This is a genomic window from Amycolatopsis sp. EV170708-02-1 (assembly GCF_022479115.1).
GTDB lineage: Bacteria > Actinomycetota > Actinomycetes > Mycobacteriales > Pseudonocardiaceae > Amycolatopsis.
Map to the genome: position 1 here is coordinate 3,086,697 of NZ_CP092497.1, position 11,981 is coordinate 3,098,677.

11 protein-coding genes are annotated in these 11,981 nt (G+C 69.1%); 5 read left to right on the top strand and 6 right to left on the bottom strand.

What is annotated here, in order from left to right:
- Positions 1-11 precede the first annotated feature (11 nt).
- Positions 12-1,481, top strand: coding sequence for an NAD(P)/FAD-dependent oxidoreductase (locus MJQ72_RS14370; protein ID WP_240599646.1), 1,470 nt, complete (start codon positions 12-14; stop codon positions 1,479-1,481).
- On the opposite strand, the gene MJQ72_RS14375 is transcribed toward MJQ72_RS14370, so the two are convergent.
- From MJQ72_RS14375 to MJQ72_RS14385, 3 genes are all read right to left on the bottom strand, one after another.
- Positions 1,434-1,991 carry a TetR/AcrR family transcriptional regulator gene (locus tag MJQ72_RS14375; RefSeq protein WP_240599647.1) on the bottom strand — a complete coding sequence of 186 codons (558 nt, stop codon included), beginning with the start codon at positions 1,989-1,991 and terminating at the stop codon, positions 1,434-1,436. The two genes, MJQ72_RS14370 and MJQ72_RS14375, sit on opposite strands and share 48 nt — an antisense overlap.
- Positions 1,970-2,770, bottom strand: a complete 801-nt coding sequence (locus tag MJQ72_RS14380) for an SGNH/GDSL hydrolase family protein (protein WP_240599648.1) — start codon at positions 2,768-2,770, stop codon at positions 1,970-1,972. Before MJQ72_RS14380 ends, MJQ72_RS14375 begins: the two co-directional genes overlap by 22 nt.
- Before the next feature lie 68 nt (positions 2,771-2,838).
- Positions 2,839-4,320, bottom strand: a complete 1,482-nt coding sequence (locus tag MJQ72_RS14385; RefSeq protein ID WP_240599649.1) for a helix-turn-helix domain-containing protein — start codon at positions 4,318-4,320, stop codon at positions 2,839-2,841.
- A 105-nt stretch (positions 4,321-4,425) separates the two neighbouring features.
- On the opposite strand from MJQ72_RS14385, the gene MJQ72_RS14390 reads away from it, so the two are divergent.
- Positions 4,426-5,949: an aldehyde dehydrogenase family protein gene (locus MJQ72_RS14390; protein WP_037340578.1), complete on the top strand. Its 1,524-nt coding sequence runs from the start codon at positions 4,426-4,428 to the stop codon at positions 5,947-5,949.
- Positions 5,949-6,332, top strand: a complete 384-nt coding sequence (locus MJQ72_RS14395) for a DUF779 domain-containing protein (RefSeq protein WP_240599650.1) — start codon at positions 5,949-5,951, stop codon at positions 6,330-6,332. Before MJQ72_RS14390 ends, MJQ72_RS14395 begins: the two co-directional genes overlap by 1 nt.
- Here the strand turns inward: MJQ72_RS14395 and MJQ72_RS14400 are convergent.
- The gene (locus MJQ72_RS14400; protein ID WP_240599651.1) at positions 6,286-6,858 is read right to left on the bottom strand and encodes a TIGR03086 family metal-binding protein; all 573 of its coding nucleotides are present in this window, start codon (positions 6,856-6,858) and stop codon (positions 6,286-6,288) included. The genes MJQ72_RS14395 and MJQ72_RS14400 overlap by 47 nt on opposite strands.
- A 40-nt stretch (positions 6,859-6,898) precedes the next feature.
- On the opposite strand from MJQ72_RS14400, the gene MJQ72_RS14405 reads away from it, so the two are divergent.
- Together MJQ72_RS14405 and MJQ72_RS14410 are read left to right on the top strand one after the other, a co-directional pair.
- The gene (locus MJQ72_RS14405) at positions 6,899-7,594 is read left to right on the top strand and encodes an MOSC domain-containing protein (RefSeq protein WP_240599652.1); all 696 of its coding nucleotides are present in this window, start codon (positions 6,899-6,901) and stop codon (positions 7,592-7,594) included.
- Positions 7,584-8,195, top strand: a complete 612-nt coding sequence (locus MJQ72_RS14410; RefSeq protein ID WP_240599653.1) for a TetR/AcrR family transcriptional regulator — start codon at positions 7,584-7,586, stop codon at positions 8,193-8,195. Before MJQ72_RS14405 ends, MJQ72_RS14410 begins: the two co-directional genes overlap by 11 nt.
- A gap of 49 nt (positions 8,196-8,244) precedes the next feature.
- On the opposite strand, the gene MJQ72_RS14415 is transcribed toward MJQ72_RS14410, so the two are convergent.
- Together MJQ72_RS14415 and MJQ72_RS14420 are read right to left on the bottom strand one after the other, a co-directional pair.
- Positions 8,245-9,825 (bottom strand): beta-N-acetylhexosaminidase, encoded by a 1,581-nt coding sequence (locus tag MJQ72_RS14415; RefSeq protein ID WP_240599654.1) that lies wholly within the window; start codon positions 9,823-9,825, stop codon positions 8,245-8,247.
- Between the two features lie 109 nt (positions 9,826-9,934).
- Positions 9,935-11,842 carry a propionyl-CoA synthetase gene (locus MJQ72_RS14420; RefSeq protein ID WP_315860864.1) on the bottom strand — a complete coding sequence of 636 codons (1,908 nt, stop codon included), beginning with the start codon at positions 11,840-11,842 and terminating at the stop codon, positions 9,935-9,937.
- Between the last annotated feature and the right edge of the window lie 139 nt (positions 11,843-11,981).

Below are 11,981 nucleotides of genomic sequence, written 5' to 3' on the forward strand. Positions count from 1 at the left end.
GAGGGGGCGGTATGTCGGTCGACGTGTCGGTGGTCGGTTCCGGCCCGAACGGGCTCGCCGCGGCGGTCCTGCTGGTCAGGGCCGGGCTGACGGTCGAAGTGCACGAGGCGGCGGAAGAGATCGGCGGCGGGACGCGCACGGCCTCGCTGTTCGACGACGAAGTCCGGCACGACATCTGCGCCACCGGGCATCCGCTGGCCGCGGCGTCTCCGTTCTTCCGCTGGTTCGGCCTCGCCCGGCACGGTGTCGACCTTCTGCGCCCGGAGGTCGCGTACGCGCATCCTCTTGGCGGTGACCGGGCCGGTCTCGCGTACGAAGACCTAGACCGGACCTGTGACGCCCTCGGTGCGGACGGGCCCCGGTGGCGCCGCCTGATGGGCCCGCTGGCCGAACGCAGCCGCGAATTGGCCGATCTCCTGCTCGGAGATCTTCGCCATCCGCCCCGCGACCCTCGTGCCGCCGCCCTCCTCCCGGCGAGGATCGCGCTGCTCGCGTCCGGTTCGGAACGCCGTTTGTTCACCGGTCCGGAAGCGCTCGCGCTGCTCTCCGGGGTTTCCGCGCATGTGATGAGCCGTCAGCCGTCCCTCGCCGCGGCAGGCGCGACACTGCTGCTCGGCCACCTCGCGCATTCGACGGGCTGGCCGATCGTCCGCGGCGGAAGCCAGGCCATCACCGAAGCCCTCGCCGCCGACCTCCGCGCCCGCGGCGGACGGATCCACACCGGCAGCCGGATCACCGATCTGCGGACACTGGCGAAGTCGCGCACGGTGATCCTCGACATCGCCCCGCGCGGTTTCCTCGAAATCGCCAGCGACCTGCTGCCGCCGCGCTACCGTAAGGCGCTGGAGTCCTACCGCTACGGACCCGGCGTGGCGAAGGTCGACTTCCTGGTGTCCGAACCGGTTCCGTGGGCGGCGCCGGACGTCGGCAAGGCGGGCACCGTCCATCTCGGAGGCACGCGAGACGAGGTGTACGCCGCCGAAAACGCCATCGTGCGAGGGGAAGATCCGGACGACCGGTTCGTGCTCGTGTCCGATCCGACGACGCTCGACCCGTCCCGCGGGGTGCCGGGCAAACGGCCGGTGTGGGCGTATTGCCATGTGCCGCATGGGGATCCGCGGGACGTCACCGAGCTCGTCCGGCGGCGGATCGAACGGTTCGCGCCCGGCTTCTCCGACACGATCCTGGCTAGCCGTTGCGTCACCGCGCCGGAACTGGAGGCCTACAACGCGAACTACCCCGGCGGCGACGTCGCGGCGGGTGCGGTGGATCTGCGGCAGGTGCTCGGGCGGCCGGTCGCCCGCTGGAATCCGCACCGGACCCCGCTCGGCGGTGTCTTCCTGTGTTCGGCCGCGACGGCACCCGGCCCCGGCGTGCACGGGATGGGCGGCTGGCACGCCGCGAAATCCGTGCTGGGGAAGGACTTCGAGCCGTTAGTCCAGATAGGCGTCCAACGTGACGGCCAGCGCCCGCTCCGGTGACGGCGCGAAGCTCGCGCCCGCCAGCCCGCCCCAGAGCCACAACTGGGCGAGGCCGTGCAGCGACGCCCATAGCGACGACGCGAGCAGCCGTGGATCGGTCGCGGGATGCCAGCCGCCTTCCTGCACGTCCTCGACCAACGCGGCGAAGAAGTCGAAGACCGCGCTGCTCACCCGGATGAGTTCGGGATCGTCCGCGTCGATGAGATCGCGGCGGAACATCAGCTCGAACATCGCCGGATTGGCCAGCGCGAAGTCGAGATAGCCGTGGCAGGCGGCGATGAGCCGCTCGCGGGGTGTCCCGGCCGGAAGGTCGGCGCCGCGTTCGAGCAGTTCGACGTAGCCGCGGGTGGCGACCGCCGAGAGCAGCGCCGCGCGGCCGGAGAAATGCCGCAGCGGCGCGCCGTGTGAGACGCCGGCGGCCTTCGCGATGCCGCGCAGCGTCACGGCGCCGACGCCTTCTTCGGCCAGCAGGTTCGCGGCGGTTTCGATCAGGCGGGTTCGGGCGCCCACGACCGGGTCTCCTCGTGAACGGGCAGGAGGTCGGGACGTTTCGGCAGGAAACCGTCGCCCGGCTGGCGGCCGATGAGCCGGTTGCGGAACCGGCTGACCGCGACCGGGAAGACCTCCCTGGTCAGCCAGCGCAGATCCGCGCGCAGGCCGGGACGTCCGGCCGAGCCGGGCAGCGGGGCGAGCCAGGACGGGTCGTGGGGGACGTCGAGCTTGCCGAGCACGTGCCCGGCCAGGCGCCGGTGGCCCTGCTCGGACAGGTGCAGCCGATCCGGGCCGAAGTAGCGGGAATCGTGCGTGGCGTCGTCCGGCCAGAGGTCGACCAGCGTCGCGCCGTAGCTGACGGACGCCTCGCGGACGGCGTCGTTCAACGCGACGATGCGCGGGCGCATGCGGTGCCCCATCGGCATGCGGTGGGAGATGTCGCTGAGGGTGAAGGTGACGACCCGCGGCGCGATCTCGGTGCAGGCGCGGATGGCCGTGTCGACGCGGCGGGCGACCGTGCGCGCGTCCCAGCCGCGGCTCATCACGTCGTTGCCGCCGCCGAACAGGGCGATCAGATCCGGCTGGAGCCTGGTCGCCGCGGGGGTCTGCTCGGTGTGGATCTGATCGAGCCTGCGCCCGCGGACCGCGAGATTGGCATAGCGGAACCCGGGCTCTTCCTCGGCGAGACGGTCCGCGACGAAGTCGGCCCAGCCTCGGTAGAAACCGCCCGACGGATGCGGATCGGCCAGCCCTTCGGCGCAGCTGTCGCCGAGCGCGACGAAACGTTGGTAGCCCATCCAGATCTCCGTAACCGCGAGTTCACCTTGTAGACACTGTCTATCAAACTCATGTAGACGCTGTCTACTCAGCGGTCGAGACGGTTCCGATGGGTGAAGGCGACGGCACGTCGCGGATCGCCGTCCGGGAGCACCCGGCACAGCGCGTCGACGATCTCCAGGTCGTCGGCCCCGCACGGGGTCTCCCAGTACGACCACAGCGCCGTGGCGTCCCCGCTGCCGAGCACGACCCGCCGGACCGACGCGGTGACGGCCTCGCGTTCCTCGCGCACGGCGGGTGCCTCCGATTCGGCCAGCAGCGGACCGCGGAACGCGTCCGCCGCGGCCGTGACGTCGCCTCGTTTGAGCGCCGCGCGGACGCGCAGGAAGTCGGCGTCCACGTCGGCGGAGAGCCGGTACGGCCGCGTCTGCACGATGTCCGATCCGAGCTGCGTCCGGAGCCGGTGGATCTCCGCGCGCACGGTCACCGGGTTGCCGCTCTCGCCGTAGAGCAGCAAGGCCAGCCGCTCCGCCGAAAGGCCGCCCGGGTTCAGCGCGAGCAGCGTCAGTATCTCCGCGTGTCGCAAGGTGAACGGCACTTCGCGACCGTCCACTGTGGTCGATGGTGGCCCGTCGGTGAGGAACTCCAGCGCGAGCCGCGGACGTCGCGAAGCACCCCGGCTCCCCAGGCGCAGCAGATAGCCCTCGCTCAACGGCTCCACGGTGCCCAGCCGCCCGTCGGGCAGGGCGACCGCGCCGCCGCCGGGCCGGATGTCCACAGTGGCGGGAAGATCGCCGCAGGATTCGGCCGCCAGCACGCGGCCCTTCGCCGAGAGCAGGGCACCCGGCGCGCCGCGCAACGCTTCCAGATGAGTCATGTTCGCGGCCCGCAACCGTTCGTCGCGCATCGCGAGCCGGGCCCGCAGCTGGCCTTCCGCGAGCTGGGCGGCCGCCGTGACCAGCGCGAGCATCGCGGGATGGACCGTCCGCAGCGGACCGCTGACGTCGATCGAGCCGAGCAGCGCGCCGGTCTCCGGATCGCGTACGGGCGCCGCCGCGCAGGTCCAGCCGTGATAGGTCCGCACCAGATGCTCGGCCGAGTAGATCTGCACCGGCTCCCCGGTGGCGAGCGTGGTGCCCATCGCGTTCGTCCCGATGACGTCCTCGCTCCAGCGCGTGCCTTCGGCGAGCATCACGCTGTCCGCTCGCCGCAACACGCCCGCGGCGCCCTCACGCCACAGGATGTGCCCGGCCGCGTCGGTCACGATCATCATGTGCTCGGCGTCGTCGGCGATGCTCACCAGCGTCTGCCGCAGGATCGGCAGCACCGGGGCCAGCGGATGCTCGTCGCGCAGCCCGTTCACCTCGCCGGGGTCGTAGACCAGCGGGGCGACGCCCGTGTCCGGATCGACGTGCGCGGCGAGCGAGCGATTCCACGAAGCCGACACGATCGACCTGGGGGAACGCGGCGCGGGAACACCGGAGAGGACGGCGTCGTGGACGTCCTTCAGCAGCCGCGCGTACGCCTGAGGGTCACGCGGCGACGACTCTCCACCGGGCCGCTCTGCCACATTTCCGAGAATAGGTGACCGCGCTCACTTCGTTGCAACGTGCGTGCAACCTCACCCGCCCTAGCTTCGCCGTCATCCGTCACCCCTAGCGATGAGGCAGGAAAGATGGCCAAGTACGCGGCACCGAACACCGAAGGCAGCGTCGTCAGCTACGAGTCGCGCTACGACCACTACATCGGAGGCGAGTACGTACCGCCCGCGAGCGGTCAGTACTTCGAGAACCCGACCCCGGTGACCGGACAGGTGTTCACCGAGGTCGCCCGCGGCACCGCCGCCGACATCGACCGCGCGCTCGACGCGGCCGAAGGCGCGGCCGCGGCCTGGGGCCGGACGTCGGTGGACGAGCGCGCGAACGTGCTGCTCCGGATCGCCGACCGGATGGAACAGAACCTCGAAGCGATCGCCGTCGCCGAATCGTGGGAGAACGGCAAACCGGTCCGCGAGACCCTCGCCGCCGACATCCCGCTGGCCATCGACCATTTCCGCTACTTCGCCGGCGCCCTGCGCGCCCAGGAGGGCGGCATCTCGCAGATCGACGACAACACCGTCGCGTACCACTTCCACGAGCCGCTCGGCGTCGTCGGCCAGATCATCCCGTGGAACTTCCCGCTGCTGATGGCGGTCTGGAAGCTCGCGCCCGCGCTGGCCGCGGGCAACGCGATCGTGCTCAAACCCGCCGAGCAGACCCCGGCGTCGATCCATCTGCTGATGTCCCTCATCGGCGATCTGATCCCGCCGGGCGTGCTGAACATCGTCAACGGTTTCGGCGTCGAGGCGGGCAAGCCGCTCGCGTCGAGCAACCGGGTGCGGAAGGTCGCGTTCACCGGCGAGACCACCACCGGGCGGCTGATCCTGCAGTACGCCAGCGAGAACATCATCCCGGTCACCGTCGAGCTCGGCGGGAAGAGCCCGAACATCTTCTTCGACGACGTCGCCGCGGCCAACGACGCCTTCTACGACAAGGCGCAGGAAGGTTTCGCGCTCTTCGCGCTGAACCAGGGCGAGGTCTGCACCTGCCCGTCGCGCGCGCTGATCCAGTCCGGCATCTACGACCGGTTCCTCGGCGACGCCGTCGAGCGGGTCAAGAAGATCAAGCAGGGGCACCCGCTCGACACCGAGACGCAGATCGGCGCACAGGCGTCCAACGACCAGCTGGAGAAGATCCTTTCCTACATCGACATCGGTCAGAAGGAAGGCGCGAAGATCCTCACCGGTGGCGAGCGCAGCGACCTCGGCGGCGAACTGTCCGGCGGGTACTACGTGCAGCCGACGGTCTTCGAGGGCGACAACAAGATGCGGATCTTCCAGGAGGAGATCTTCGGCCCGGTGGTCTCGGTGGCCAGGTTCGACGACTACGCCGACGCGCTGAAGATCGCCAACGACACGCTGTACGGCCTCGGCGCCGGTGTCTGGTCGCGCGACGGCAACACCGCTTACCGCGCCGGCCGCGACATCCAGGCGGGCCGGGTGTGGGTCAACAACTATCACGCGTACCCGGCGCACGCGGCCTTCGGCGGCTACAAGGCGTCCGGGATCGGGCGCGAGAACCACAAGATGATGCTGGACCACTACCAGCAGACCAAGAACATGCTGGTGTCCTATTCGGACAGTGCGCTCGGGTTCTTCTGATGGCCGAGCGGGTCGGCTTGACACCGGCCGCCGCGGATCTGCTGCGGCGGCTGGTGTCGCTCCACGGTCCGGTGATGTTCCACCAGTCCGGCGGATGCTGCGACGGGAGCGCCCCGATGTGTTACCCGGCGGGCGAATTCCGCACCGGGGCGTCCGATGTCCACCTTGGTGACCTGAGCGTCGAAGGCGTCGAGGACGTTCCGGTGTGGATGTCGGGCCCTCAGTTCGAGTACTGGAAGCACACGCATCTGACCATCGACGTCGTCCCCGGACGGGGGAGCGGATTCTCCTTGGAGGCGCCCGAAGGGGTCCGGTTCCTGGTCCGGTCCCGGTTGTTCAGCGACGAGGAATCGGCTGAGCTGAACGGCCCAGCAACGCGATGAGCCGTGCGCCAGGTCCGGCGCCCGGCGGTGCCTCGACAGCGTGGTCGAAGGCGCCGCCGGGCCCGCGTACCGGCGTGACGTCGGGATAGCGGCTCGCCACCTTCAACGCGGCCTCGGCGAGCTTGTCGTCCCATCGGTGTTCGCGGCCCAGGGCGGTGTCGAGGTCCCAGTGGTGGGTGAGCGTGTCGACGAACAGCACGGCCAGCGCGTTCTTCCCGGGGAGCGGGCCGAAGATCCCGAAATCGAAGGACTTCTCCAGGGCTTCGGCGTCGAAGGCCGCGAGGAACTCGGCGGAACTCTCCGCGTAGGACCCGGCGAGGGCGTCGTCGGCCGACGGCCGGCTCTTCATCGGGTGACCGCTCGCCTCCGCGGTGCGGGAATCATGCCCTTCGATCAGGTGTTTCACGATGTCGCGGACGGTCCACTCGGCGCAGGGGGTCGAGCGGTCCCAGTCGTTCGCGCCTATTCCGGCGATCGTTTCCCCGGTGGCTTGATGGGCCCGGGTGGTGAGTGCGATGAGATCCATGGCGGCAATGTATACGAACGGTCGTGCTATCTTCTAGGGTGTGAGCACTCTCGAAGTGAAAGAGGTCTTCGTCGGGCGGCCGTCGGTGCTGGGCATGAAGCGTGACGTACCGGTGTACAGCGCCATCGCGAAGTCACGGGTGGAATCGCCGTCCTTGACATTGGACGAGATCAATCTGGCCGGTGACGACCAGGCGGATCGCACCGTCCACGGCGGCGTCGACAAGGCGGTCTACGTCTATCCGGCCACGCACTACGCGGCCTGGGCGGAGCAGGGTTTCCCGGTGTCGGCGGGTGATTTCGGGGAGAACGCCTCGGTGACGGGCGCCGACGAGTACGACGTCCGGGTCGGCGATGTCTGGGCCTGGGGAGACGCGCTGGTCCAGGTCTCGCAGCCGCGGACGCCGTGCTTCAAGCTCGCGATGAAGACCGGGCGCAAGGACGTCATCCCGGCGATGATCGATTCCGGTCGCAGCGGCTGGTACCTGCGGGTGCTCCGGACGGGCGAGGTCCCCACGTCGGGACGCATGACGCTCGAAGAACGCGATCCGGTGAACCCGACGATCGCCGAGGTGTACGTCGCGTCGTTCACCAACGTCGCCCAGCTCGACGACGAGCGCCGGGACGCGTACTGGGCGCTGCTGGACCGGGTGCTCGCGACGCCGTCGCTTTCCCGGCAGTACCGTGACGGCCTGGAATCGGCGAAGAGGCGGCGAGAGGAACGGAATGCCGGTTGACGGCCGGGTGGCCCGCGGGGACGCGACGAGGCGGATCGTACTTCGGCGCGCCGTGGACATCGCTTCCGTCGAAGGGCTCGACGGGTTGTCCCTCGGCAGGCTCGCCACCGAACTGGAATTGAGCAAATCCGGGGTGTTCGCCCTCTTCGGCTCCAAGGAGGAACTGCAGCTCGCGGCCGTCGAGACGGCGAGCGCGATCTTCGCGGAGAACGTCGTCGAGCCGACGTTGGAGGTCGAGCAGGGGATCGCGCGGCTGCGCGCCCTGTGCGCGAACTGGCTCGACTACTCGGAACGCCGCGTGTTCCCGGGTGGTTGCTTCTTCTTCAACACCGGCGCCGAATTCGACGCGCGGACCGGCCGGGTGCACGACGCGGTCGCGAACGCGAGCCGGGCCTTCGCGCAGTTCATCCGGTCCACCGCGGTCGAGGCGCGGAAGGCCGGGCATCTGCGCGAGTCGGTCGATGTGAATCAGCTGGCCTTCGAGCTGAACGCGCTGGGGCGGGCCGCGAACGCCGACTCGGTGATGTTCGGCGGTACGGAGCCTTACGCGCTGGCTCGGGCCGCCATCACCGCCCGCCTCGACGCCGCCGCCGTGCGATGAAAGGTCCCTTTCTCGCGAAATTCGCAAGAAAGGGACCTTTCACTGCCCGCTACTTCCAGTCGACCTGCGTGGACCGATAGAAGTCGATGCCCTGCTGAACCCACCGCGGGCTCTGCTTCGCCAGCCGGAGCCGGTACGCGTCCCAGCTCCGGGAAGCCTTGGGCGACCAGCCGATCTCCGCGTGACCCGGCAGCCTCGGGAACGCCATGAACTCGATGTTGTCACTGGTGATCAGCGTTTCCGACCACAGCGGCGCCTCGACACCGATGACGTTCTTCTCCGTCACACCCTGCAGGTACGTGGCCGGATCCCAGTCGTAGCCGTCCTTCACCTCGATCAGCGCGGCCCAGTCCAGGCCGAGCGGCGTCCCGGGGTGGTACTTCATGTCCAGGTACGCCTTGTTCGCGGGCGACATCAGGATCTTGTTGCCGCGTGCCGCCGCGGCGGCGACGGCCGCGTCCGTCCCGGTCGTGCCCCAGAACTGCGGGACGGCCGAAACCGGCGGATTCGTCTTGGCGATGTCGTGCCAGCCCGTGATCGTCTTGCCGTACTTCGCGACGATCGGGTGCACCTTCGTGGCGAAGGTCTGGTAGTCCTCCGGAGTGGTCGAGTGCGCCTCGTCGCCACCGATGTTGATGTACTTCCCAGGAGTGATCGCCGACAGTTCGCGGATGACGTCGTCGACGAACTTGTAGGTGATGTCCTTGCCGATGCACAGCGAGCTGTAGCCGACCTCGATGTCCGTGCGCGGCGGTATCGGCTTGCCGTCGCAGTTCAGTTCGGCGTAGGAGTACTGCGCCGCGTTGGTGTGTCCCGGCATGTCGATCTCGGGAACGATCGTGATGTGCCGCGAAGCCGCGTAGCGCACCAGGTCCTTGTACTGCTCCTGCGTGTAGTAGCCGCCGGGAGCGCCGCCGACGGCCGTCTGGCCGCCCACGGTCGCCAGCTTCGGCCAGCTCTTGATCTCGATCCGCCAGCCCTGGTCGTCGCTCAGGTGGAGGTGGAGATTGTTGATCTTGTACTGCGCGATCTGGTCGATGTAGAGCTTGACCTGGTCCGGAGTGAAGAAGTGGCGGGCGACGTCGAGCATCGCGCTGCGGTAGCCGAAGCGCGGATAGTCGAGCACCGTGCCGCCCGAGACCACCCACGAACGCTTCTGGACGGACTTCGCCTCGATCGCCGACGGAAGCAACTGGCGCAGCGTCTGCACGCCGAGGAACAGGCCATCATCGGTGTTCGCCTTCAAGGTCACACCGGAAGGCGACACCTTGAGCTGGTAGCCCTCGTCGCCGACGCGGCCGCTCGCGTGGCCGGTTTCGAGCGAGATGGCGGGGCCGCCGCCGCGGTGGCCGCTGACGACGGGCAGCCGGTAGCCGGTGGCCGGCCGGAGGAGGCCCGCCAGGTACTCGGCGACCTGCTTGCCTTCGCGGTCGGTGCGGATGATGGTCGCGGGGCCGAGACGGAAGTTCGCGCGAGGGTCGGATTTCGCGTCGACCGGCGCGGGGACGACGTCGGTGACGGTCCGTTCGGCCTTCGCGTGCTGTCCCGCGCTCGCCGTGGCGGGCAGTCCGAACGTCACGAGGCTCAGGACGGCCACGCCGAGCACGGTTCTGGACAGGCGTTTACTCATGGAGCACCTCCGGTCGGATAACTGGAGACTCTCTTCCCTGAGAAGGTATAGACCAATAGGGCAAAGGCGACAACACCCGATCGGACCAGTACGCCGTACCGATCACCGGTCACTCGCCGCGGAGAACCGCTTTCAGGGCATCGAGAACGCTCGCGTCCTCGATGGTCGACGGCACCTGTTCGTCGCGTCCGTCGGCGATGCCGCGCATGGTCTTGCGCAGGATCTTCCCGGACCGCGTCTTCGGCAACGCGTCCACAATGGACACGTCGCGGAACGCGGCGACCGGGCCGATGTCGCGCCGCACCAGCGCGACCAATTCGGCCTTGAGCGTTTCGGCGTCGATGTCGGCGCCCGACTTCAGCACCACGAAACCGCGCGGAAGCTGCCCCTTGAGCTGATCCCGTACTCCGATCACGGCGCATTCGGCGACGGCGGGGTGCGACGCCAGCACGGCCTCCATGGAACCGGTCGAAAGCCGGTGACCCGCGACGTTGATGACGTCGTCGGTGCGGCCCATGACGAACAGGTAGCCGTCTTCGTCGACGTACCCGGAGTCACCCGTCAGGTAGTGGCCTTCGTACCGCGAAAGGTACGCCTCGCGATACCGCTCGTCGTCCTCCCACAACGTCGGCAGCGAACCCGGCGGGAGCGGCAGTTTGATGGCGATGGCGCCCTCGCGTCCGGCGGGCGCCGGGTCGCCCGCCTGGTCCAGGATCCGCACGTCCCAGCCCGGCACCGGTTTCGTCGCGGAGCCGGGTTTGACCGGCATCGGCTCCAGCCCGCGCGGATTCGCCGCGATCGGCCAGCCGGTCTCCGTCTGCCACCAGTGGTCGATCACCGGCACGCCGAGCTTGTCGTGCGCCCAGTGATAGGTCTCCGGATCGAGTCGTTCACCGGCCATGAACAACGTCTTGAATCCGCTGAGCTGGTATTTCCCGATTTCGACGCCGTCCGGATCGACCTTCTTGATCGCCCGCAACGCGGTCGGCGCGGTGAACAACGCCTTCACTCCGTGATCGGAAACGACCCGCCAGAACGCGCCCGCGTCCGGTGTTCCGACCGGTTTGCCCTCGTACATGACCGTCGTCGCCCCGATCAGGAGCGGTGCGTAGACGATGTAGGAATGGCCGACGACCCAGCCGACGTCGGACGCCGTCCACCACACGTCGCCGGGCTGGATGTCGTAGATCGCGCCCATCGACCAGGCCAGCGCGACCGCGTGCCCGCCGGTGTCGCGCACGACGCCCTTCGGCTTCCCCGTGGTGCCGGAGGTGTACAGGATGTACAGCGGGTCGGTGGCCGCGACCGGCGCCGGATCGGCGGGGGAGGCCTTCGTGACCAGTTCCGCCCAGTCGGCGTCGCGCTCACCCAGATCGGCGCGGGCGCGTTCCCGCTGCAGCACCACGACCTTGTCCGGCTGGTGGACGGTTCCCGCGAGCGCCTCGTCGATGATCGGTTTGTATTCGACGATCCGCGTCGGCTCGATCCCGCACGACGCCGCGACGATGACCTTGGGTTTCGCGTCTTCGATCCGCGCCGCGAGCTCCTTGGGCGCGAAGCCGCCGAAAACGACCGAATGCACCGCGCCGAGCCGGGCGCACGCCAGCATCGCGACCGCGGCTTCGGGGACCATCGGCATGTACACGATGACGCGGTCGCCCTTCCCGACGCCGAGGGAGGCGAGCGCGCCGGCGAAGCGCGCGACTTCGTCCAGCAGCTCCGCGTAGGTGAACCGGCGTACCGAATCGGTGACGGGCGAATCCCAGATCAGCGCGGTCTGCCCGCCGCGGCCGTCCCGCACGTGCCGGTCGAGCGCGTTGAACGCCGTGTTCAGCTCCCCGTCCGGGAACCAGCGGTAGAAGGGCGCCTTCGACGCGTCGAGTGCCCGCGTCGGCGTGCGGGTCCAGTCGATCGCCTGCGCGGCTTCGAGCCAGAAACCCTCCGGGTCTTCGAGGCTCCGCTGGTACGACTCGGCGTGCATCGAATGCTCCTTCACGTTCGGGTACCGGACCATCATGGACTTCCGGACCGGCCGATGCCTGGTGGTAACGGCGGAGAGACACCCGCGACAACCCGGCAACCCTGCGAGGGCATGGAGCGTCCTAAGCTGGACTAGGGGGAAAACCGCCGGAAACGGCCTCGACGAGCGAGGGGAG